The sequence below is a fragment of the Neobacillus sp. PS3-34 genome (assembly GCF_030915465.1).
Lineage (GTDB): Bacteria > Bacillota > Bacilli > Bacillales > Cytobacillaceae > Neobacillus_A.
On the sequence record NZ_CP133267.1, the window covers coordinates 3,774,206 to 3,798,320 of the forward strand.

Below are 24,115 nucleotides of genomic sequence, written 5' to 3' on the forward strand. Positions count from 1 at the left end.
ATGAATGGCAGAAAATCGTCATCTAGCACTTGGTTTAAGTGATGATAAAGTATTGGAAATGTATGAAATGATGCTTATGGCCCGCCGCATTGATGAGCGTATGTGGCTGTTGAATCGTGCGGGTAAAATACCGTTCGTTATCTCGTGCCAGGGGCAGGAGGCAGCCCAAATTGGAGCGGCGTTCGCCCTCGACACTGAAAAGGACTATGTCCTTCCTTACTACCGCGATATGGGTGTAGTGTTAACATTTGGGATGACACCTAAGGAATTAATGCTTTCAGGTTTTGCAAAGGCAGGGGATCCTAACTCAGGCAGCAGCCAAATGCCAGGACACTTTGGCCAAAGAAAAACAGGATAGTAACTGGCTCTTCACCTGTTACTACACAGGTACCACATGCTGTCGGAATTGCGTTAGCAGGCAAAATGGAGGGAAAAGACCTCGTCACGTTCGTAACTTTCGGGGAAGGCTCGTCCAACCAGGGAGATTTCCATGAAGGTGCAAACTTTGCTGGTGTCCATAAGCTTCCTGTTATTTTTATGTGTGAAAACAATAAGTATGCCATCTCTGTTCCAATTGAAAAGCAATTGGCATGTGAGAACGTTTCCGACCGCGCTATCGGCTATGGTATGCCGGGTTATACAGTAGACGGAAATGACCCTCTTGAAGTTTACAAGGTAGTGAAGGAGGCTGCAGACCGCGGCCGCCGAGGCGAAGGCCAACATTGGTTGAAACGGTTTCTTATCGTTTGACACCACACTCTTCAGATGATGATGATCGCAGCTATCGTGCACCAGATGAAGTGGCAGAGGCGAAAACGAAGGATCCAATCATTACATTCGGTGCATATCTAAAAGAATCGGGCGTAATGAATGATGAATTGGAAAAAGAAATCAACGACCGTGTCATGAAAATTGTAAATGAAGCGACCGACTACGCTGAAAACGCACCATATGCTGCTCCGGAAGATGCGTTGAAGTATGTGTATGCGGACAAGTAAGGGGGAAGAAAAATGGCAGTAATTTCTTATATAGATGCAGTAACAATGGCGATTCGTGAGGAAATGGAAAGAGATCCTAAAGTATTTGTACTCGGCGAAGACGTAGGTAAAAAAGGCGGAGTTTTTAAAGCAACTCAAGGTTTATACGAACAATTCGGGGAAGATCGTGTAATCGATGCACCATTGGCTGAATCTGCAATCGCGGGTGTAGGTATTGGTGCAGCGATGTATGGCATGCGACCGATCGCTGAAATGCAATTTGCAGATTTTATCATGCCTGCAGTCAACCAGATTATTTCTGAGGCAGCAAGAATTCGTTATCGTTCAAATAACGACTGGAGCTGCCCAATGGTTATCCGTGCTCCTTACGGAGGCGGAGTCCATGGTGCTTTGTATCACTCCCAGTCGGTTGAAAAAGTTTTTGCTGGCCAGCCAGGCATAAAAATTGTCATGCCGTCTACTCCATATGACGTTAAGGGACTGTTAAAAGCAGCCATCCGTGACGAAGATCCGGTACTGTTCTTCGAGCACAAGCGTGCCTACCGACTAATCAAGGGCGAGGTTCCAACTGATGATTATGTCCTTCCAATCGGAAAAGCAGATGTAAAGCGAGAAGGAGAAGACATCACGGTCATTACCTACGGCCTATGTGTCCACTTTGCCCTGCAGGCTGCCGAAAAGCTGGCAAAGGACGGTATCTCTGCTCACATTTTAGATTTAAGAACTATTTATCCGCTTGATAAGGAAGCGATTATCCAGTCAGCTTCTAAAACAGGTAAAGTATTGCTGGTTACTGAAGACAATAAAGAAGGAAGCATCATGAGTGAAGTTTCCGCCATCATTGCTGAAAATTGCCTGTATGACCTTGATGCACCAATAATGCGTCTTGCCTGCCGGATATTCCAGCAATGCCATATGCTCCAACAATGGAAAAATTCTTTATGGTAAATCCGGATAAAGTTGAAAAAGCAATGAGAGAACTTGCAGAATTTTAAAAATCATTAACCGGAATCCAAAAGGAGGTTATTCCATTGGCAATTGAACAAATTAAAATGCCCCAGCTTGGAGAAAGCGTAACAGAAGGAACAATCAGTAAATGGCTTGTTTCTGTGGGAGATAAGGTAAATAAATATGATCCGCTTGCAGAAGTCATGACGGATAAAGTAAATGCGGAGGTGCCATCTTCATTTGAAGGGGTGATCAAGGAATTGGTCGCTGCCGAGGGAGATACGCTTGCGGTAGGAGAAATTATCCTTACGATTGAAGTAGGCGGAAGCAATATGGACGAAGCTCAGGAGAAAGAAAACTTCCATACAGAGGATAAGAAAGAAGCTGACGTTGCAGGAGGAGAGATTTTTGCAGCAGATCAGGGAAATAAAGCCCGCTATTCACCAGCTGTTTTAAAAATTTCTCAGGAGAACGGAATTGACCTGAACCAGGTGAAAGGTACTGGTGCTGGCGGCCGCATTACCAGAAAAGATTTGCTGAAGTTAATCGAATCAGGAGATATTCCGAAGGCGGGAATACGGCCATCTGCTTCCCCTCAGGCTGCAGTCCAGCAGCAAGATGCAAGTGCAGCCGTGCCTGTGGCTCCAGCTGCTCCGGCTGCTAAACCTGCAGCTGCTCCAGTTAATGTTCCAGTCGTGCCGGGAGATATCGAAATTCCTGTCAGTGGCGTGCGTAAAGCAATTGCTGCAAACATGCTTCGCAGCAAGCACGAGGCACCACATGCCTGGACAATGATGGAAGTTGATGTAACAAATCTTGTGGAATACCGTAACAGCATCAAGGATGATTTCAAAAAGAAAGAAGGCTTTAATCTGACTTTCTTCGCATTCTTCGTCAAGGCGGTTGCGCAGGCGTTGAAAGAATACCCGCAAATCAATTCCATGTGGGCGGGTGATAAAATCATTCAAAAGAAAGAAATTAATCTTAACATCGCGGTAGCGACAGAAGATGCATTATTTGTTCCAGTCATCCGCAATGCGGATGAAAAAACAATTAAAGGCATCGCCCGTGAAATCACGGAGCTTGCAGGCAAGGTGCGAAAAGGGCAGTTAAAGTCCGAGGATATGCAGGGCGGAACCTTCACTGTCAATAACACTGGTTCATTCGGTTCGGTACAATCGATGGGAATCATCAATTATCCGCAGGCAGCCATTCTGCAGGTGGAATCCATCGTGAAACGTCCAGTTGTCGTAAACAACGGCATGATCGCGGTTCGCGATATGGTGAATTTATGTATGTCACTTGACCACCGCGTTTTAGATGGTCTTGTATGCGGCAGATTCCTGCAGCGTGTGAAAGAGATTCTAGAAAATACTTCAAAGTCTACAACTTCAGTTTACTAATAATAGCAACAGCCACAGCTTCGATGCTGTGGCTGTTTTTTGTTTAGGTAATCGATCGAGTAGGGGCTTGGTGTATAGACTGTAGGTAATGCCAGAAATAACGATTTGACCACTTTTCCAACCATTTTTTCCTGCTAATGAAGACGATCTTCTAACCTCTTTAAATTGCGAGATTGTTAGCTCTGTACTAAAATAGAAGAGAGTGAAAATAATTTTGAATTTTACTACAATTATGTTTTCCGCCTTGCGGAAAGCTGTCTTCACGGGAGGCAGAGAAATGAACTTAAAAGAGATGATCGATCAATCCTTTCCAGTTCAGACGGATGAGGATTGGAAAAGAGAGGCGGAAAGAACTCTTAAGGGTAAACCGATAGAGACACTGGAAAGCCTTACATATGAAAACATAATTTTGAAACCGCTTTATTCTGAAATTAATCCCGATTCCATTCCTGATTATCCTGCAGGATCGGACTATAGGCGAGGCATACATTCTGCCCCTGCGAAATGGAAGGTGGCCAAAGAATCCCTGCTGAAACAGTAGAGGAATTAAGGGACAGCCTTCTAATGTCACTTGAAAGAGGCCAAACGGCTCTTTCTTTTGAACTGAAGCCTGATTTTTTTGAGCAAAAAAACGAACTTGCAGAATCTTTAAAAGAGTTCTATGCCCACTATCCTTTTGCAGTTAATGCAAAAGAACTTCAGGCGGTATTTCTTTCTGAACTCGCAATCCAGGCGAAAGCAGTAGGAAGAGCAGATCAAGTAACAGGCTATATTGGTTATGACCCCCTTTCTGTAATGGCGGAAAATGGTTGTCTGCCTGTGGATCCAGCTCAATTTTTCAGTGATTGGAAGAAGGACCTTACGTTCGTACATGAAAATTTATCTTTCCTTCGTACCATATTAATAAATACATCATCCTATCATAATGGCGGAGCGAACGCGGTGCAGGAATTGGCCATCGCACTTGCAGAAGGTGCATTTTATTTGCAGGAGCTGCAGGAAAATGATTTGGAACTTGATGTGATATTATCAAAAATGATTTTTCAATTCTCAATAGGTGCAAATTTCTTTATGGAAATTGCCAAACTACGTGCTGCTCGTCTGTTATGGGACAAAATTACAAAGGCATACGGAGCTGCCAGTGAATTGAGAGGAATGCATATTTCAGCAGAAACCTCTGCTTTTACGAAAACGGTGTACGATCCTCACGTCAATATCCTTCGTGCAGGGAATGAAGCCTTTGCGGCTGCACTCGGTGGTGTTCAATACCTGCATGTTAGACCATTTGATGAACTATCAGGTGCTACACCTTTTTCGGAAAGAGTCGCGAGAAATACTCAGTTAATTTTGCAGGAAGAAACTCACCTGCAGGCAGTAACTGATCCTGCCGGTGGTTCCTTGTATATTGAGGAACTGACAAAGGAGCTTGCGAAAAAGGCATGGGAACTTTTTCTTCAAATTGATTTACAAGGTGGAATGCTTGAGGTTCTAAAATCCGGCTGGTTGCAGAAAGAAATTTCGACTGTTGCTGAAAAAAGGAAGCAGGACATTTTCACAAGAAAGCAAAGCATCATTGGCACTAACGTTTATGCTAATTCTGAAAAAGAATCCAATATGAAATTCTTCATAAAAAATAAAGGTGATGCAGTCATAAAAAATAGTTTCCCTGGCGGCCATGTGAACATTCAGCCAATTAAACTGGAACGGCTAGCAGAACCTTTTGAGGAACTCAGAAAAAAGGCTGAGCAGATCTCTAAGCAAAAAGGAGTAAATCCGTGCCTTGGCTTAATTTGCCTTGGAGAATTAAAACAGCATAAGCCAAGGCTCGATTTCATTACTGGCTTTGTATCGGCAGGAGGGATAGAAGCGCTGAAAAGTGAGCCAATCCATTCCCTCGACTCAGCAAGGAAATTTGTTTCCGGCAGCGCTGCCTCGCAATTTTGTTTATGTGGACAAAATGAACAGTATGAGGAATCCGGACTGGAAATTTTGAAGGTACTTAAGACAGAATTTCCAAACTTTCATTTTTATCTTGCGGGACTGCCGGAAAAACAAGAACAGGCGAAATGGACAGCAGAGGGGATTAAGCAGTTTATTCACATAAAAAGCAACTGCTACGATATTCTTTCTTCCATGCTGGCAGAGATGGAGGCGGATTCACAGTGAAAAAAGCGAAACCCGATTTTCAAAAGATGCCACTTTTTGATGAGAATGATTTTTTAACACATGATGAATGGAAGCAAGTGGTACAAAAAGAGGTAAGCGCCTCTCTTGATGACCTTCTTTTTGAGACGAATGAAAACATTACATTAAAGCCTTTATATACAAAGGAAGACATCCAGGGGCTAGAGCACTTGGATGCTAAACCAGGGCTTCCTCCTTTTACAAGAGGTCCTTATTCGACTATGTATGTTAACAGGCCCTGGACGGTCAGGCAGTATGCTGGCTTTTCTACAGCGGAGGAAAGCAATGCCTTTTATCGCCGCAACCTGGCAATGGGTCAAAAGGCCTGTCGGTAGCATTCGACCTGGCAACGCATCGCGGCTACGATTCGGACCATCCAAGAGTGGTAGGAGACGTCGGTAAAGCGGGAGTTGCGATTGATTCCATTCTCGATATGAAGACCCTCTTTGACGGAATTCCGTTGGATCAGATGTCGGTGTCCATGACGATGAATGGTGCAGTTCTACCTATTCTTGCATTTTTTATCGTAACTGCTGAAGAACAGGGAGTAAGCCAGGATAAGCTTTCTGGTACTATCCAAAATGATATTTTGAAAGAATACATGGTTCGCAATACTTATATTTATCCGCCGGAAATGTCGATGAAAATTATTGCTGATATTTTTGAGTATACATCCAAATATATGCCTAAATTTAATAGCATCAGCATTTCCGGATACCATATGCAGGAGGCTGGAGCACCTGCTGATATCGAGTTGGCTTATACGCTCGCAGACGGGCTCGAGTATGTCAGGACTGGACTGACAGCCGGAATTGAGATTGATTCCTTTGCACCGAGGCTTTCGTTTTTCTGGGCAATCGGGATGAATTACTTTATGGAAATTGCCAAAATGAGAGCGGCACGATTTATTTGGGCAAAAATGATGAAATCCTTTAATCCGAAAACGACGAAATCAATGGCACTCCGAACCCATTCGCAAACGTCTGGCTGGAGCCTGACGGAACAGGATCCTTTTAATAATGTTACGAGAACTTTAATTGAAGCTCATGCCGCTGCGATGGGACATACCCAATCACTTCATACGAATGCCCTTGATGAGGCGATAGCACTTCCTACTGATTTTTCTGCAAGGATTGCCCGAAATACACAGCTTTTCCTACAGGATGAAACGGGAATCACCAAGGTGATTGATCCGTGGGCTGGTTCCTATTATGTTGAAACGCTTACGAATGAACTGATTCAAAAAGCATGGAAGCATATTGAGGAAATCGAAAATCTCGGCGGAATGGCTAAAGCGATAGAAACAGGACTGCCGAAAATGAGAATCGAGGAAGCCGCAGCCAGAAGGCAGGCGCAAATTGATTCAGGCAACGAAACGATCATCGGTGTGAATCGTTACCGCCTTGAAAAAGAAGAGCCAATCGACATACTGGATATCGATAACACAGCTGTTCGCCTGAAGCAAATTGAAAAGTTAAACAAGTTGAAGAAGAGTCGTGATGAACAAAGAGTAAACGAAGCGCTGGATGCCTTACCAGTGCAGCTGAACAAGGTGATCGTAACCTCCTTGAGCTCGCCGTGCAGGCAGCAAGGGAAAGAGCAACACTTGGAGAAATCTCTTTTGCAATAGAAAAAGTCGCCGAACGGCATAAAGCGGTGATCCGCTCTATCAGCGGTGTTTACAGCTCATCATTCTCCAATGAAGAAGAAATTTTAGAAGTAAAAAGAATGGCAGATGAATTTTTAGAGAATGAAGGAAGAAGGCCACGCATCATGATTGCCAAAATGGGACAAGATGGACACGACCGGGGTGCAAAGGTCATTTCGACGGCCTTTGCGGATGTTGGCTTCGATGTTGATATCGGTCCGTTGTTCCAGACACCTGAGGAAACGGCGATGCAGGCAGTGGAAAACGATGTCCATGTCATTGGGTTCAGTTCGCTCGCGGCTGGCCATAAAACACTTCTCCCGCAGTTAGTGGAGGAGCTGAAAAAACTGGCCGTGAGGATATCCTGGTCGTAATTGGCGGTGTTATTCCGGCTCAGGATTATCAATTCCTAATCGAGCATGGTGCGGCAGCGATTTTTGGACCAGGGACTGTTATTCCGGTCGCTGCCCAAAAGGTTATTAAAGAGATATATAAACAACTTGGTTATGAGGAAGTGGCACAATAAATGGGCGGAGGCAGGAAGCCGGAATGGAGCGATCCAAACCGGCCTGACGATTTCTCAAGCACCGTTCGTAAGGGACTGCAGCAAGAAGGGCTGGACCAGTCAATCCAAAAAGGCCTTCATTTTCAAAAAAAGCGTGTGCAGCGCCCCTCTGTAACGGAGCTTTTTGAAGGTGTATTAAAAAGGGACCGCAGTTTTCTCGCCCGCGCCATTACTCTCGCAGAGAGCAACTTAGTGAATCATTTTAGCGAAGCACAGGCACTGCTGCAAAAACTCCTGCCTTACACTGGCCGTTCAATCCGGATTGGAATTACAGGGGTTCCCGGTGCTGGTAAAAGCACATTTATTGAATCGTTTGGAATGCATCTTTGCAGTCTTGGCCTTCGTGTTGCTGTTTTAGCGATTGATCCTAGTTCAAGCATTAGCGGGGGAAGCATACTCGGGGATAAAACGAGAATGGAGCAGCTTTCCAAAAATCCGTTTGCTTTCATTCGTCCCTCTGCGTCTGGCGGCAAGCTTGGCGGTGTGCATAGAAAAACAAGGGAAGCTATGCTGATTTGTGAAGCAGCAGGCTTCGATGTGATTTTAATAGAAACAGTCGGTGTGGCGAAAGCGAAACTGTTATTCGTGATATGGTGGATTTTTTCATGCTCCTTGTCCTGACAGGGGCAGGAGATGAATTGCAGGGAATGAAGAAAGGCATTATGGAATTGGCAGATGCGATTATTGTCCATAAAGCTGATGGAGACAATAAGGCATTTGCAGAGCAAACCAAAATGGAATACAACCGTATTCTCCACTTTCTTCACCCCGCAACCAAAGGATGGACATCGAAAGCATATACATGTTCGTCACTAGAGAATAATGGCATCATCGAGATTTGGGAGCTTATTAAAAAGTTCGAAAAGACCGGTAAGGAATCGGGTGTATTTGAGGAAAGAAGGAAGAGGCAGTCAAGGGATTGGATTCATTCAATGATTATTGATCAGCTTCAATACAGCTTTTTTCATCATCCTGATGTAAAAAATATACTGCCGAAGCTTGAGAATGAAGTCATCGCAGGTGAAAAAACGGCAGCTTCCGCAGTGGAAACTCTATTCAAGGCATTTTTAGAAAACCAAAAACAAAAAAACGGATAGTATCTCTTGATACTATCCTCATTAGGGAGTTTAGGGGTATGGATCTAGCTGTAGTTATATCTTTCCCGCTTTCATCATTATTAAACTTTTTTTTGAAAAATATATCACTATGTTTGTAATCGGTTCTTTTCTATTGGTATGATATAAATACATTCCAATATTGACCCAGTTCAAAGGAGAGAAATGTAATGAATATGGATTTTAATTTTTTTATGAATGATGTTGTCCGCCAGGCACGCCAGGAGATTGTGACAGCTGGATATACAGAGTTAACAACCCCTGAGGAAGTAGAAGATGCTTTTTCACAAAAAGGGACGACTCTGGTAATGGTTAATTCGGTTTGCGGCTGCGCAGGGGGTATTGCCCGTCCAGCAGCGGCACATGCGCTCCATTATGATAAGCGTCCTGATCATGTTGTGACTGTTTTTGCAGGTCAGGATAAAGAAGCAACCGAAAAAGCTAGAAGTTTTTTCACAGGTTATCCGCCATCTTCTCCTTCATTTGCATTATTGAAGGATGGTAAATTATGCACGATGGTTGAAAGACATCAAATCGAAGGCCATGATCCAATGTCTGTTGTATTAACTTTGCAAAATGCATTCGAAGAATATTGCGAAGAACTTTAATTATTGGAATAGGAAAGGCCGATCCTTAAGGGATTGGCCTTTTTTTGCGTTAGTAAAATAGCTTTTTATTATAATAGTAAAACTAATTTTTAAAAAGATATTTGCATAAATATTAAAATGTGTTAAAATCCATTACAGTGAATAATTATTAAATCAATGTTATTACTTGAAAATTAATATGCATTCAAGATAAAATACATTTTATTAAAAATAATATTAATTTTCAGTAAAATTATAGGAGGAAAACAAATGAAAAAGGGAATAATTTTATTTTTGACAACAGTCCTGCTTGTCGGGCTATTAGCAGCATGCGGCACAGCGGATAAAAAGGAAACAACAGGAAGCAAGGATAAAAAAGTCCTCATCATGGGTACTTCAGCTGACTACAAGCCATTTGAATATATTGAAACTGGCAAAAGCGATGAGATTAAGGGATTTGATGTAGACCTAGCTAAAGCCATTGCTGGAAAGCTGGGCTATAAAGTAGAAGTCAAGGACATTGATTTCAGCGGACTGATTCAGTCATTAAAGTCTAAACAGGTTGATTTTGTATTGGCTGGTATGACACCTACTGAAAAAAGAAAGAAAAACGTAGATTTCAGCGACATTTATTATTCTGCCCACGACATGGTAGTCACAAAGAAAGACAGCGGGCTCAATAAGATTGAGGACCTTAAAGGAAAGACTGTAGGCGTTCAGCTTGGTTCCATTCAGGAAGGAAAAGCGAAGGATATTAATAAGACCGTTTCAATTAATATTGAAAACCGTAACCGTATCCCGGATTTAATCCAGGAACTTAAAGCGGGACGCTTTGATGCTGCCGTGATTGAGGATATTGTTGCCAAAGGTTATTTGAAAAAGGAAACAGACCTAACAGGTTTCACTATTGCAGACAACCCGGATGAAACAGGTTCTGCGATCGCCTTCCCTAAAGGAAGCGATCTGACTGAGAAATTTAATAAAGAGCTGAAAAAAATGAAAGATAACGGTGAACTAAATAAGCTGGTTGTTAAATGGTTCGGCGGGGAACAATAAAATTTGCCGATAATTAGACGTTCAGGGGGCTCTGCCCTTCTGAACGTTTTACGTTTTTAAAGTTATTGGCTGTACTTAAAAATAGAGGGGAATGAAATTTGGAATGAATCTTGATTTTGCACAATTTATACCCTCGATACCGTATATTTTAAGGGGTATCAAGGTTACGCTTCAAATAGTGCTTCTTGCAGGGCTTTTAGGCTTCGCATTAGGAATTGTTTTATCTTTTTTCAAAATAAGCTCTATTAAGTTTTTAGGATGGATTGCAGACGCCTATACATCTGTTTTTCGAGGAACACCATTAGTACTGCAATTAATGCTGATTTATTATGGATCTCCGCAGGTTGTTGGATATCAAATTGAACCATATACTGCTGCGATTCTCTCCTTTGCACTTAATTCGGGTGCTTATATTTCCGAGATTATCCGTGCGGGAATCCTGGCTGTCGATAAAGGACAGAAAGAAGCAGCGATGGCTCTTGGAGTTCCTTACGGGAAAATGATGTGGGATATTATCCTTCCGCAGGCTTTGAAAAATATCCTTCCTGCATTAATGAATGAATTTATTTCATTAACAAAGGAATCGGCCATTGTAACGACCATTGGCGTTACGGACGTAATGCGCCGTTCCTATCAAGCAGGTGCAGACAACTTTTCCTTCTTTGAACCATTAATTATTGCCGGTGCGATTTATTATGTAATGGTAATGGTACTAACATTGCTGGGCAAAGCGTTAGAAAGGAGAATGAGACGCAGTGATTAAGGTGGATGATTTGCATAAAAATTTTGGCAAGCTTGAGGTATTAAAGGGGATTACCACCACGATTGAAGAAGGAGAGGTAGTGGCAATAATTGGTCCTTCCGGCTCTGGGAAATCGACATTTCTGCGTTGCATGAACCTTCTCGAAACACCGACAAGCGGCCATGTATGGATTGGCAAAGAAGAAGTAACGAATAAGCAAACAAATATTTTGAAGGTACGCCAGAATGTTGGTATGGTATTTCAGCACTTTTATCTTTTTCCTCATAAAACGGTTTTAGAAAATTTGACCTATGCTCCGATAAAAGTTAAAGGCTTATCGAAACAGGAGGCCAAAAAATCGGACTTTCACTGCTAGAGAAAGTGGGTTTATCAGATAAAGCGTCGGAATATCCGACAAGATTATCTGGCGGACAAAAACAGCGAGTGGCGATAGCTAGGGCCTGGCTATGGAGCCGAACGTAATGCTTTTTGATGAGCCGACTTCAGCGCTTGACCCTGAAATGGTCAAAGAGGTACTGGATGTTATGAAGTCGCTGGCACATACTGGAATGACGATGGCAATCGTAACCCATGAAATGGGATTTGCACGTGAGGTTGCTGATAGAGTACTCTTCCTTGATGGTGGAATTCTTGTAGAAGATGCCCCGCCAGAGGAGTTCTTTTTAAACCCCCAGAGCAAACGGGCTCAGGATTTCTTGCAAAAAATGCTTTAAAAAGTATATGATTTATGAGAAAGGTGATCCATGGGTCATCTTTTTCTTTTGCATTAATTTAGTAACATGGCTCTTATACACATAGAAAAACGGGAAGTATAAAAATAGAATGCCAGCAATAAGCAAAAAGTTTGCTTGTGCTTAGAACAATGGGAGAGCGATTTATGAAGTTTAGAATTGGATACCGTACGATAAAAACTTCTGCCGGGGCAGCCATCTCCATTATCATTGCCCAGCAGCTTGGATTACATAATTTTGTATCAGCAGGGATTTTAACCATCCTTTGTATTCAAGTGACAAAAATGCGGTCTTTAAGGACTGCGTGGGACCGTTTTTTAGCATGCGTTATGGCCATGCCTTTTTCAGCATTATTTTTTGAAGGGATAGCCTATCATCCCATTATGATTGGAGTTTTGCTGCTGTTTTTCATCCCGACGATTGTAATGCTCAAAGCAAAGGATGGTGTCGTAACAAGCAGCGTCATTATCCTGCATATTTATTCAGCGGGAAAGGTAACATCAGGTCTTCTGCTGAATGAACTGGGCGTCATCATCACAGGCATTGGAGTTGCCCTAGTGATGAATCTGTATATGCCGAGTGCTGAGAAGAAGCTTGACCTGTATAGATGCAGGATTGAGGAAAACTTTAGAAAAATCTTTTGTGAGTTGGTCTGCTATTTGAGAAGGAATGAAAGTGATTGGGATGGAAGAGAAATCACCGAAACGGCAAAATGGATCGATGAAGCAAAAATCCTTGCCTTTCGTGATGTTGAAAATCATTTTTTAAGAAGTGAAAATATCTACTATCAATACTTCAAAATGAGAGAGAAGCAATTTGAAATTATTGAACGCGTTTTACCCCTTGTCACCTCATTGACGACTTCCGTTAAACAGGGAAAAATGATAGCGGATTTTCTTGAAGAACTCTCAGAAAACATACATCCGGGGAATACTGCTCTTTTCTATATTGAAAAACTAATGAGGATGAAAGTCGAATTTGAAGAAATGGAGCTTCCGAAAACGAGGGAAGAATTTGAAATAAGAGCGGCATTGTTTCAATTGATTAACGAAATAAAACAATATCTTATCCTAAAAAGCTCATTTAAAGGGATTAAACAAACAGGAATTTTGGCTAAAACAGAGGCATAGATAAATGGAATACCATAGATAGAATTAATTTTTTCTTAAAAGCTTCGGGTATGAATGAAGGGGAGGAAATAGAAGCAAACTATGGAAAAAAGCAGGTGGTTGGAATGCTGAAGATTTTCTCGCCGCTCCTTATTTCGTTTTTTCTTTCTCCCCTTCTGCCGCTGGCGCAAACCCGGTGCCAGGCGATCCGTTTGTTATCGTGAATAAAAGGACAAATGAATTGGCTTTAATTCAGGATAACAGGGTCCAGACAATAGTAAGTGTTGCAACGGGAAAAACAATAGAATTAACCCCTGAGGGAATCTTTACCATTACCGTAAAGGCTAAAAATCCCTATTTCAGAAAGAAAAACATTCCTGGCGGTGACCCGAAAAATCCGCTTGGAGCCAGATGGATTGGGTTTGATGCCAACGGAACAGATGGAAGGACGTATGGCATACATGGGACCAATCAGCCTGCTTCAATTGGAAAATACGTTTCACAAGGCTGTATCAGAACACAAAACGAGGTCATTTCTTCCTTGTATCCTCTGATACCCATCGGAACGAAGGTGCTAGTAACCTCTTCCCGAAAAAGTTTCGATGAACTCGGAAAACAAAATAATGCTATCAAATAAAAAAGGGACTGTCCGTAACGGAGAGTCCCTTGAGTTATTATTTTAAAAGAAGCTTGCAATCCCCAGCAGGAGGGTTGAAGCAAGCATGGCAAATATCATTAAATAAACGACAATTTTTCTTGATTTCCGATTGGACATATTCATTCTCCTCCTCAATGCAGGCCGTAAATAGGATACAAGTCTATTTTAACTTTTCTCTGCCAATTGAACAATGCCCTTACCAGAATATTTTAGGAAGGATTTATGACATTTTTAACGAATAATAAAATTGTCGAATACTTTTTAAATTTTGAAAATGGAGGGCAAAAAATGATAAAAAAAGTCGATCATATTGGAATTGCTGTCGCTTCTCTGGAAAAAGCCCTTCCTTTCTATACGGAAGTGTTAAAACTTTCTTTATTGGGGATAGAAGTAGTGGAGAGCGAGGGAGTGAAAGTGGCTTTTCTTCAGGCAGGTGAGACGAAGCTTGAATTGCTTGAGCCTACAAATGAAGAGAGCCCAATCGCAAAGTTTATTGAAAAGAGGGGCGAGGGCATCCATCATGTCGCTCTCGGGGTCGATTCGATCCAGGAGAGAATAGATGAAATTAAAGAGAAGGGAATCCGGATGATTCAGGATCAGCCAAAAACTGGTGCAGGCGGAGCCTTGGTCGCTTTCATGCATCCAAAATCAACAGGTGGAGTTTTATACGAGCTTTGTGAAAAGAAAGGGATGGAAGAACAGCATGGTTGATATTTATGAAAAAATAAATGAATTATATGACAGGCGCCGCGAAGTAGAAATGGGCGGCGGTGATGAGAGAATAGAAAAGCAGCATCAAAAAGGGAAGCTGACAGCACGGGAAAGAATTGAACTTTTGGTCGATAAAGGCTCCTTTGTCGAATTGAATCCTTTTATTGAGCATAGAACTAGCGATTTCGGACTTGAAGACCAGAAAGGTCCAGGAGACGGGGTTGTAACTGGTTACGGTAAAGTTAACGGCCTGCCCATTTATCTGTTTTCACAGGATTTCACCGTTTTTGGGGGAGCACTCGGAGAAATGCACGCTAAAAAGATTGCCAATGTAATGGATTTGGCCGCTAAAAATGGCGCTCCTTTTGTTGGCTTGAATGATTCAGGCGGTGCGAGAATCCAGGAAGGTGTCGTTTCTCTTGATGGCTATGGACATATTTTTTATAGAAATTCCATATACTCAGGTGTCATTCCACAAATATCGGTAATCATGGGTCCTTGTGCAGGTGGAGCAGTTTATTCTCCAGCGATTACTGACTTCGTTTTTATGGTCGAAAAAACAAGCCAAATGTTTATTACGGGACCCAAGGTCATCGAAACGGTCACGGGCGAAAAAATAAGCTCAGAAGATTTGGGTGGAGCAAGAGTGCATAATGCTATCAGTGGGAATGCCCATTTCAGCAGTGAAACTGAAGAAGAGGCATTGCAAAATGTCCGAAAGCTTCTAAGCTATCTTCCTCAAAACAATGAAGAAAAACCCGTAAGGATGGAAGTGGAAGACGGAGAGGATTATCGCCCTGATTTGACAGAGGTTATTCCGTTTGATGCTATCCGCCCATATGACGTCCGCAAGGTAATTGAGCAGGTGGCAGATGAAAATTCCTTTATGGAAATACATAAGGAGTTTGCAAAAAATATTGTCGTCGGGTTTGCAAGAATTAAGGGTGAAACAGTCGGACTAGTGTGCAACCAGCCTAAATTCATGGCAGGTGGCTTGGACATCGATTCATCCGATAAGGCTGCCCGCTTTATCCGATTCTGTGATTCTTTCAATATTCCGCTGATTACCTTTGAAGATGTAACTGGATTTTTCCCAGGTATTAAACAGGAGCATGGGGGAATCATCCGCCATGGTGCTAAAATATTATTTGCCTATTCAGAGGCGACTGTGCCAAAATTGACAGTCATACTAAGGAAGGCTTATGGCGGGGCATATGTAGCTCTCAACAGCAAATCAATTGGAGCAGACCTTGTTTTTGCCTGGCCGAATGCGGAAATTGCCGTAATGGGTCCACAGGGAGCAGCCAATATTATTTTTGCCAGGGAAATCGCGAACAGTGATAATCCGGAAGCCGTCAGAGAGCAAAAAATTGAGGAATACCGGGAGAAATTTGCCAACCCTTATGTTGCTGCAAGCAGGGGAATGGTGGATGATGTAATCGATCCAAGGGAGACAAGGATAAAGATTATTCAGGCTTTAGAAATGCTTAGAAATAAAAAGGAATCACGTCCATATAAAAAACACTCCAATATGCCATTATAATCAAGTGAGTTATTAAAATCCGTTAGTTTGCCAACCTTTCATTTGATGATGATGAATGGAAAAGGTATACTGATAAAGCGAATATATTGTACATAGTAACGGAGGGGTAAAAGGTATGATTAATCAAGAACGCCTTTTAAATGAGTTTTTAGAGCTTGTGCAAATTGATTCAGAAACGAAATTCGAAACTGAAATTGCAAAGGTTTTAAAGCAGAAATTCACAGATTTAGGATTGGATGTTTTTGAAGATGATACAACTGCGGTGACAGGCCACGGTGCCGGTAACCTGGTTTGTACGCTTGAGGGAACAAAGGAAGGCGTAGACACGATCTATTTCACTTCCCATATGGATACGGTTGTTCCTGCCCGGGGAGTTAAGCCTTCAATTAAGGACGGCTATGTAGTAACAGACGGAACCACCATTCTTGGAGCGGATGACAAAACAGGTTTAGCTGTTATGCTTGAAACGATCCGTGTGCTGAAAGAGCAAAACATTCCTCACGGTACCATCCAGTTTGTGATTACCGTTGGTGAAGAATCAGGTCTTGTCGGTGCCAAAGCGCTTGACCGTAACCTGATGAAGGCAAAATACGGCTATGCGCTTGATAGCGACGGCCTTGTAGGAAATATTGTTGTAGCTGCGCCAACACAGGCAAAAGTCACAACTGTCATTTACGGAAAAACAGCCCATGCTGGAGTGGCTCCAGAAAAAGGCGTTTCTGCGATTACGATTGCTGCCAAGGCAATTGCAAAAATGCCTCTTGGCCGCATTGACGAAGAAACAACTGCAAATATCGGCCGTTTTGAAGGCGGACAGCAGACTAATATCGTTTGTGACCGAGTGGATATTTTAGCTGAAGCACGTTCACTTGTCCCTGAAAAAATGGAAGCACAAGTGGCTAAAATGAAGGAAGCATTCGAAACAACAGCTGAACAAATGGGCGGCAGAGCGGAAGTGAACGTCCACGTAATGTATCCAGGCTTTAAATTTGGAGAAGGCGACCATGTCGTTGAAGTTGCACGCAAGGCAGCTGCAAAAATCGGCCGCAGCTGTGAATTGCAGCAAAGCGGCGGCGGAAGCGATGCCAACGTCATTGCCGGCTTCGACATCCCGACCGTTAACCTTGCAGTTGGTTACGAAGAGATTCATACCACTAACGAACGCATGCCGATCGAAGAGCTTAATAAGTTAGGCGAAATGGTACTTGCCATTATCGAAGAAGTAGCAAACCAATAATGTTTGGAACGAGGAGAGCCCTCTCGGCTTCTCCTTTTTTTGCTTATTTTACTTATATTCACAATATTAATGCTTCTTCTGTTTAACAAGTCATGCTATATTAATTGTATTACATATATAACTTAGCGCGCTGCATTTATGGAAGGAGAAACCGCATGATTGATACAACCAAAGCCGTTGTTTTTCAAATTGCAAATGAAGAATATGCGATACCTATTGAGAACGTGATTTCGATAGAAAGAATGGAAAATGTAACCCCCATTCCTCATTTGCCCTCGTATGTTAAAGGAATTGTAGAAGTCCGGGGAGAATTGATTCCTGTCATTGACATGGAAAATATTCTTTATAACCGTGAACTTGCTGTGAATGATGCCTCCAGGCTAATTGTATTGCAGTCTGCAGAAATATCGTTTGGAACACTGGTGGCGGATGCAAAGGAAATTATTGATTTACCACCTGATAAACTAAAACAGGTAGGATTTCTTACCTACGCGAAAACATCATACATTACAGGTGTAGCCAACCTTGACCACCGATTGATAACCGTTTTAGATCCAGCCATTCTTGTTGAATCTCTTGAAGGTGTAGAAGATATAAAGGATTATATGAAAAGCCGTAATTAAGGCGGTTTTTTGCACCCTTTAAAAACTGCCAAAGGCGGTTTTTTGCTTTTGAAAAGAGAGCTAAAGGCTTTTTTAGTTAGATATATGGCAAAGGAGGACGTTAATGAATACAAAATTAATAATGGTTGAAGGATTGCCCGGCTCCGGGAAGACCACCACAGCTCAACTAATAAATGAAATAGCTGCGAAAAAGGATATTGAAACGGAAATATATTTGGAAGGCAATCTAGACCACCCAGCAGATTATGATGGGGTCGCTTATTTTTCAAGAGATGAGTTTACCGCCTTATTAGCTCTAGGCGATAAAAATACCAATCTATTAATGGAAACTGCTATTATGTCAGACAGCAGTTACTTTGTTCCTTATAAAAAAATGGGTGCGGAGCTTCCGGATGATTTATTAAGTTCTATTAATAAACACGATATTTATGAATTGCCTCTTGAACTGCATATTGAGTTAATAACAGCCAAATGGGAAGCTTTTGCTAAGACTGCTATCAAAAGCAATAAAACCTATATTTTTGAATGCTGCTTTATTCAAAACCCTGTTACGATGGGAATGGTGAAATGCGGGGCACCAAAGGAAAAGGTTATTGCTTATGTCAGGTCATTATTAGAAATAATCAAAAGCCTAAATCCGGTGTTGGTTTATGTTGAGCAGAATGATATTGAGCATTCCTTTAAAAAGGCTATAAAGGAAAGGCCAAAGGAATGGTCGGTTGGGTTTATGCAATATTATAATGAGCAGGGGTACGGTAAGGAACATAATGTTACCGGTTTGGAAGGTACTCTCGAAGTATTAAAAGCGCGGAATGAATTGGAAAAACATATATTTGAAGAGTTAGAAATGGAAAAAGTTAAGGTCAATAACTCCCAATTTGATAATGAAAAATATAAAAAAGAATTAACCGACACATTAAATAAACTCCTTGTAGGTTAATATTTAAAGGCTGTTTTCGTATACTTTGTTGCTATATAAGAAGTAGTTGATTTTCACTCCAGGATGCTCGCTTTCCGCGGGGCGGGCGGTGAGCCTCCTCGGCGCAAAGCGCCTGTGGGGTCTCACCTGTCCCGCTGCTCCCGCAGGAGTCTCGCACCTTCCGTTCCAATCAACTTCTTTTTCAACGATTGCTTATATTAACCTATTTACAAAACAACAATCTTTTAGAAAACAGCCTATTTAAAAAGGGATACAATTAAATTACGATTGTATCCCTTTTTATTATTCGGCTGCCTTGGCCACTGTTTGGAGTAATTCTTCAGGCCATTTCCAATCACTGATTTCAGCCGCATCTGTAACATGATGAACTTTGCTCGCACCGATTATAGCTGACGTAACTGCTGGTTGGTTCAATACCCAGGAGAGGGAAAGCTGGGGTAAGCTCACATTGTTTTGTTCGGCAATTCTCCGGAATTGTTCGACCATTTTAAAATTATGATTTGAAAAGTATTTTTTAAGCAGTCTTTCTCCATATGCTGCCCTGCTTTCTGGTGGGACATCATTTGCATCTTTGTATTTTCCTGAAAGCATACCTCTAGCCAGAGGGCTGTACACCATAACCCCTACGCCCTCTGAGGAGCAAAACGGCAGCAATTCCTGTTCAATTTCGCGCGATAAGAGGTTATATTGCGGCTGAACAGAAACAAATTTTTCAAGGTTCATTTTTTCGCTAATCGCATGGGATTTCATGATTTGCCATGCGGTATAATTTGAGCAGCCAATATATCGCACCTTTCCCTGGCGCACTAGGTCATTCAATGTTCGTAAGGTTTCCTCAAGCGGTGTGTGAGGATCATATATATGTACCTGATATAAATCAATATAATCGGTTTTCAGGCGCCGTAGCGAGTTATCAATCTCCCGCATAATATGTGTTCGCGAAAGTCCTGACTCATTTTTGCTATTGCCTATTCGGATTCCTACTTTTGTGGCTAGTACGACTTTATCTCTTCGCCCTTTAAGGGCTCTGCCCAGAATCTCTTCCGACTCCCCTGTACCGTATTGAATCTCCTCATCCTGGCCTTTTCCATAATAATTGGCTGTATCGACAAAATTAATTCCCTTTTCAATAGCGGTATTCAATATTTCTGTAGAAGCATCTTTATCTATCCATCTGCCAAAAGCCATTGTCCCCAGGTAGAGTGAAGAAACTTCGAGACCAGTCATGCCTAATTTTTTATAATGCATCCAATTCACCTCTAAACATATTTTTCCTATTGTAATAATTGTGCAGGTTTTATCTTTGGTAATCAAGAAACATGCCTTAAAACGGACACTTCAGAATCCTTTATCCTTCATTAAATTTTTGCTATGATAAAAATAGATTCAAGCTGAGGAAGTGCCTTTTTATGAAAGAAATGTATCCGAAAAAGGGTAGAGTCATTTTGCATGTGGATATGAACAGTTTTTATGCTTCAGTGGAGATGGCGTATGACCCGGAGCTGAAGGGGAAGCCTCTTGCAATCGCAGGCAATGTTGAAGAGCGCAGGGGAATCATTGTGACATGCAGCTATGAAGCAAGAAGGTTTGGAGTAAAGACAACAATGCCGCTTTGGGAAGCAAGAAGACTTTGCCCAAATCTAATTGTGAAAAAACCGAATTTTGAACGTTATAGGGCTGCTTCGCTTGGAATGTTCGAGATTTTAAGACAATACTCGGAATTAGTTGAGCCTGTCTCGATTGATGAAGGATATATGGATATCACCGACAGTTATGAATTTGGGAGCCCACCTGAAATAGCTAAATCCATTCAGATAAGGATATTGGAGCAGCTTGATTTACCCTGTAGCATCGGGATCGCTCCAAATAAGTTTTTAGCCAAAATGGCATCAGATATGAAAAAGCCCCTAGGTATAACAATCCTGAGGAAAAGAGATATACCTGGCATTTTATGGCCGCTCGAAACAAGTGAAATGCATGGTGTAGGATCCAAGACAGCTGAAAAATTGAAAACAATCGAGATTTATACAATCGGTGATCTGGCAAAAGGGAATGACGTCCAATTAAAGACGCTCCTCGGAATTAACGGTGCCCGTTTAAAGGACAGGGCGAACGGAATTGACACAAGACTGGTAGACCCGGAATCAGTTTCTGATTTTAAAAGTATTGGCAATTCCACCACACTGCCGAGGGATTTTACGAATCAAAAGGATTTGTTTAAGGTTTTAGATGGTTTGGCAGAAAAAGTTTCAGTTCGTTTAAAACGCAAAAAGGTTGTCGCCTCAAGCCTGGGGATTACAATACGATATAAAGACAGAAAAACAATAACAAGAAGCAAAAAATTAGCCAACACGGTAAGCCAGCAGCAGGAAATTTCCGATCTGGCCAAGCAGATGTTCCTCAAAAATTGGAATGGTGATCCGGTTCGTCTTCTGGGAATAACTGGTACAGATTTAGTTGATAACGACCATGTGGTAAAGCAGCTCGATTTATTTTCGTACGAGAATGAGGCGAAAAAGGAACCTTTATATAAAACACTTTCGTTACTCCGGGAAAAATACGGGAAGAATATTATCGAAAATGCGGGTGTGCACCAGACAGATACTTCTAATAACGTAGGAACGGAAACAAGCTTCAATAAGGATTTCCTTCGTTCCTTTCCCAACGTATCTTCTGACAAGGACCAAAAAAATGATTCTTAATGCATAAAAAATGAAGTCCGACAAAATGCAGAAAGCGTGTAGTTCCTTTGAGGAATTACACGCTTTTTTTCAATCGTCTAATCATTTAGCTGGGGGGAATAATCCTGGAAAGAAGGAGGATGAAAAATATCAGGCCAATGGACATGAATAGGATTGAGGCATTAAATACAGGCCTCTATTGAATTTTAGCGGCTGATATTTTTGGAGTAAACCAGTTTCGGCGCTTGTGTGGGTATCAATATATCTTGTAATTGCACCACCGCTGCTTGAGTACCAAAAAGCAGTTAAAGAAAATATTAGTCCAGCAAAAAACATGATTTCAATAAATCGAATCGAAAGCTTAACAGAAACAAAATATGTCAATAATGATTCAATAAGGAGGGTAAAAATAAAAACAAACAGCTTCTTCTTCAAACAGACCAACTCCTTTTCTTTATTTTACCATGTATATCCAAGTATATATCTTTTCTGTAAGGGCATCCTACATATTTCCATTCTTTTATCAAAAATGAATGATTTATCTATAATACTTAATCCAATCTTTAATTCTGAAAAGAAAAGCCAATGCTAAGAATGGAGATTTTTTAGGGGATGAAAAATTGGAAACGTTCTACCATGCAATAGTGATTTTTATAGCAGGCTATTTGTATTTAAGGATAACTGGAAAAAAGGCTGTAGCCCAGATGCATACCTTTGATTTGCTGTACATTCTTATCCTTACTAATATCATCAGTACGCCCCTAGAGGCTAATAAGATGGGAAAAGCCTTAATCTATGCAGGGATTATCGTAATTTTATATAAAATTTTTGTCCGTTTATCTTTAAATAATAAATTAAGATGGATTTTATATGAAAGCCCAACAGTATTAATACATAATGGAGATATTGATCGGAAAGGCCTGAAAAAAGTGCGGATGCCCATGAATGAATTATTATCACAGTTAAGAGTACAAGGGTATACGGATACTCAAAATATAGCAATAGCGTTGATGGAAGGCTCAGGTAGTATTAGTGTTATCCCGAAATCAGATTACCGGCCAGTACAGCCTACAGATTTAAACCTAAAGGTAAAAAAAGAATATGTTCCTATTCCGCTGATTATGGACGGTCAAATACTCGACCATAATTTAAAATATCTCCAACTTGATCGAGGCTGGCTTTTGAACGAGGTCGATAAAATGGGTAAAACAGTAGAAAAAATTATGTTAGCAACTTTTTTAGAAAATAGAAAGTTATATATAGATGATAATGAAATTAAAGAACATAATGTTAATCCTTATTTTTATAAACCAGGGGCGGACAATTAATAAGGCTCTTTTCGTAATTTTTGTTACTAGTTGCAACCTAGTAAAAAGAAGTCTCCAAAATCGACACATTACATTAAATAAGCTAAAATTAAGTTAATATCCTGAAATATATAGGTGTTTGATTTGTGTGGCGAGGGGATAAACATGCATAGAAATAACGAATTACATCAATTTTTATTAGATAAAACTTGGCAGTTAACTGAAGATTGGTATAAAAATTTAGATAAAAGAGATCCTTCTGGGGTGTATGCTTCTGAAGATCCTATGGTTATCAATAGTGTAAAACAACAAAATTATGAGTTCCATAAGAAATTTTGTGAAGTATTTATAAAAGAGGAATCCAGTTTTTTTAATGATTTCGAAAAGTGGATCGTAATGGTGGCACAGGATGAACAACATTTAGGAACTCCTGTACAATTTATTATTAGAGAATTCTTTAGAACTCAAGACCAGTATCTGGATTTGATTGATCAATTCATTGAAGAACATAAAGATGAATATTCTAAAAGTGAGGAAAACTCCTGGTGTAGGATAACGATTAAAACCTTTAGTAAAATCATAGCCTGGTTTACCGAGGAACATAATAATCACTCTCAAAAAAGGCTTCAAGCCCAACAAGAATTAATTATGGAATTAAGCTCTCCTGTTATTTCTTTAAATACTGATGTAGCGCTGCTGCCTCTGGTTGGTGATATTGATACAGCTCGAGCTAAGTTTATTCTGGAGAATACACTGGAGCAGTGTGCCAGATTAAGAGTTAGTCAGCTGTTCCTAGACCTATCAGGTGTGGTTTTAATCGACACAATGGTAGCCCATCAGCTTTTTCAACTAATTAATGCGTTAAACTTAATTGGAGTAAAAACCACTCTTTCCGGACTAAGACCTGAAATTGCTCGAACTGCAGTTCAACTTGGACTATCGTTTGAAAAAGTAACAATTAAGTCCACACTTTCAAGTGCAATCAAATCGTCTAAATTATCAATGTAAATTAGTTATATACATTACTTTGGTAATTACTTAAATAAAGACTGCATAACTAATACTTTAATACATTAAAAATAAGAGATGAGTTGCTTCGGCAACTCATCTTTTATTTTGTAAGGCGATACAAAATTTTTAAACATGAATCTAAAATACTGATTAAAGCCAATGAATATCGAGATGCCCTTATTTTTCCATATAATATATAATTGTTCATAAGGAGTGATAATAAACCCGACAATAGGGGGAGTATTGGTTATTGGTGCAATTGTATTGTACTTAATCTTCAACTAATAAGGAGACTAA

Annotated in this window: 19 protein-coding genes and 6 pseudogenes; 22 read left to right on the top strand and 3 right to left on the bottom strand. The window is 40.9% G+C overall.

Going from position 1 to position 24,115, the window contains the following annotated elements:
* The first annotated feature begins 4 nt into the window (after positions 1-4).
* The 14 genes and pseudogenes from RCG23_RS19630 (at position 5) to RCG23_RS19690 (ending at position 13,744) form a co-directional block, all read left to right on the top strand.
* Positions 5-998 (top strand): annotated as a pseudogene (locus RCG23_RS19630) (thiamine pyrophosphate-dependent dehydrogenase E1 component subunit alpha).
* 12 nt (positions 999-1,010) lie between these two features.
* A pseudogene (locus RCG23_RS19635) lies at positions 1,011-1,993 on the top strand (alpha-ketoacid dehydrogenase subunit beta).
* A gap of 36 nt (positions 1,994-2,029) precedes the next feature.
* Positions 2,030-3,349 carry a dihydrolipoamide acetyltransferase family protein gene (locus tag RCG23_RS19640; RefSeq protein WP_308177027.1) on the top strand — a complete coding sequence of 440 codons (1,320 nt, stop codon included), beginning with the start codon at positions 2,030-2,032 and terminating at the stop codon, positions 3,347-3,349.
* A gap of 277 nt (positions 3,350-3,626) precedes the next feature.
* On the top strand, positions 3,627-3,890 hold the full coding sequence (locus tag RCG23_RS19645) for a hypothetical protein (RefSeq protein WP_308177028.1): 264 nt from the start codon (positions 3,627-3,629) through the stop codon (positions 3,888-3,890).
* A 23-nt stretch (positions 3,891-3,913) separates the two neighbouring features.
* Positions 3,914-5,515 (top strand): methylmalonyl-CoA mutase family protein, encoded by a 1,602-nt coding sequence (locus RCG23_RS19650; RefSeq protein ID WP_308177029.1) that lies wholly within the window; start codon positions 3,914-3,916, stop codon positions 5,513-5,515.
* Between the two features lie 26 nt (positions 5,516-5,541).
* Positions 5,542-7,163: pseudogene (gene scpA / locus RCG23_RS19655) on the top strand (methylmalonyl-CoA mutase).
* Between the two features lie 155 nt (positions 7,164-7,318).
* Positions 7,319-7,707: pseudogene (locus RCG23_RS26050) on the top strand (cobalamin-dependent protein).
* A pseudogene (gene meaB, locus RCG23_RS19660) lies at positions 7,708-8,843 on the top strand (methylmalonyl Co-A mutase-associated GTPase MeaB). It begins immediately after the preceding pseudogene.
* Between the two features lie 188 nt (positions 8,844-9,031).
* On the top strand, positions 9,032-9,469 hold the full coding sequence (locus tag RCG23_RS19665; RefSeq protein ID WP_308177030.1) for a BrxA/BrxB family bacilliredoxin: 438 nt from the start codon (positions 9,032-9,034) through the stop codon (positions 9,467-9,469).
* Positions 9,470-9,718: 249 nt separating this feature from the next.
* On the top strand, positions 9,719-10,504 hold the full coding sequence (locus RCG23_RS19670; RefSeq protein WP_308177031.1) for a transporter substrate-binding domain-containing protein: 786 nt from the start codon (positions 9,719-9,721) through the stop codon (positions 10,502-10,504).
* Between the two features lie 103 nt (positions 10,505-10,607).
* Complete coding sequence (locus tag RCG23_RS19675) at positions 10,608-11,267, top strand: amino acid ABC transporter permease (protein ID WP_308180117.1); 660 nt, start codon at positions 10,608-10,610, stop codon at positions 11,265-11,267.
* Positions 11,260-11,980 (top strand): annotated as a pseudogene (locus tag RCG23_RS19680) (amino acid ABC transporter ATP-binding protein). Before RCG23_RS19675 ends, RCG23_RS19680 begins: the two are co-directional and overlap by 8 nt.
* A gap of 164 nt (positions 11,981-12,144) precedes the next feature.
* Positions 12,145-13,128 carry an aromatic acid exporter family protein gene (locus RCG23_RS19685; RefSeq protein ID WP_308177032.1) on the top strand — a complete coding sequence of 328 codons (984 nt, stop codon included), beginning with the start codon at positions 12,145-12,147 and terminating at the stop codon, positions 13,126-13,128.
* A gap of 175 nt (positions 13,129-13,303) precedes the next feature.
* Positions 13,304-13,744: a L,D-transpeptidase gene (locus RCG23_RS19690; protein WP_308177033.1), complete on the top strand. Its 441-nt coding sequence runs from the start codon at positions 13,304-13,306 to the stop codon at positions 13,742-13,744.
* A 42-nt stretch (positions 13,745-13,786) separates the two neighbouring features.
* Here the strand turns inward: RCG23_RS19690 and prli42 are convergent, their stop codons facing one another.
* A complete protein-coding gene (prli42, locus tag RCG23_RS19695; protein ID WP_308177034.1) occupies positions 13,787-13,882 on the bottom strand; it encodes a stressosome-associated protein Prli42 in 96 nt (31 codons plus the stop codon).
* Between the two features lie 171 nt (positions 13,883-14,053).
* Here prli42 and mce point away from each other — a divergent pair, with 171 nt between their 5' ends.
* The 5 genes from mce (at position 14,054) to RCG23_RS19720 (ending at position 18,819) form a co-directional block, all read left to right on the top strand.
* Positions 14,054-14,476, top strand: coding sequence for a methylmalonyl-CoA epimerase (gene mce, locus RCG23_RS19700; protein WP_308177035.1), 423 nt, complete (start codon positions 14,054-14,056; stop codon positions 14,474-14,476).
* Entirely contained in the window at positions 14,469-16,019 is a 1,551-nt protein-coding gene (locus RCG23_RS19705) for an acyl-CoA carboxylase subunit beta (protein ID WP_308177036.1), read from the top strand. The genes mce and RCG23_RS19705 overlap by 8 nt, the downstream gene beginning before the upstream one ends.
* Positions 16,020-16,134: 115 nt before the next feature.
* A complete protein-coding gene (locus tag RCG23_RS19710) occupies positions 16,135-17,256 on the top strand; it encodes a M20/M25/M40 family metallo-hydrolase (protein ID WP_308177037.1) in 1,122 nt (373 codons plus the stop codon).
* A gap of 155 nt (positions 17,257-17,411) precedes the next feature.
* Complete coding sequence (locus RCG23_RS19715) at positions 17,412-17,879, top strand: chemotaxis protein CheW (protein WP_308177038.1); 468 nt, start codon at positions 17,412-17,414, stop codon at positions 17,877-17,879.
* A gap of 103 nt (positions 17,880-17,982) precedes the next feature.
* On the top strand, positions 17,983-18,819 hold the full coding sequence (locus RCG23_RS19720) for a P-loop NTPase family protein (RefSeq protein WP_308177039.1): 837 nt from the start codon (positions 17,983-17,985) through the stop codon (positions 18,817-18,819).
* 282 nt (positions 18,820-19,101) lie between these two features.
* Here RCG23_RS19720 and RCG23_RS19725 read toward each other — a convergent pair whose 3' ends face one another.
* The gene (locus RCG23_RS19725; RefSeq protein ID WP_308177040.1) at positions 19,102-20,067 is read right to left on the bottom strand and encodes an aldo/keto reductase; all 966 of its coding nucleotides are present in this window, start codon (positions 20,065-20,067) and stop codon (positions 19,102-19,104) included.
* A gap of 161 nt (positions 20,068-20,228) precedes the next feature.
* Here RCG23_RS19725 and RCG23_RS19730 point away from each other — a divergent pair, with 161 nt between their 5' ends.
* Entirely contained in the window at positions 20,229-21,521 is a 1,293-nt protein-coding gene (locus RCG23_RS19730) for a DNA polymerase IV (RefSeq protein WP_308177041.1), read from the top strand.
* A gap of 129 nt (positions 21,522-21,650) precedes the next feature.
* On the opposite strand, the gene RCG23_RS19735 is transcribed toward RCG23_RS19730, so the two are convergent.
* Complete coding sequence (locus tag RCG23_RS19735) at positions 21,651-21,935, bottom strand: hypothetical protein (protein WP_308177042.1); 285 nt, start codon at positions 21,933-21,935, stop codon at positions 21,651-21,653.
* A gap of 185 nt (positions 21,936-22,120) precedes the next feature.
* On the opposite strand from RCG23_RS19735, the gene RCG23_RS19740 reads away from it, so the two are divergent.
* Complete coding sequence (locus RCG23_RS19740) at positions 22,121-22,828, top strand: DUF421 domain-containing protein (RefSeq protein WP_308177043.1); 708 nt, start codon at positions 22,121-22,123, stop codon at positions 22,826-22,828.
* 144 nt (positions 22,829-22,972) lie between these two features.
* The gene (locus tag RCG23_RS19745; RefSeq protein WP_308177044.1) at positions 22,973-23,815 is read left to right on the top strand and encodes an STAS domain-containing protein; all 843 of its coding nucleotides are present in this window, start codon (positions 22,973-22,975) and stop codon (positions 23,813-23,815) included.
* The last annotated feature ends 300 nt before the right edge of the window (positions 23,816-24,115 follow it).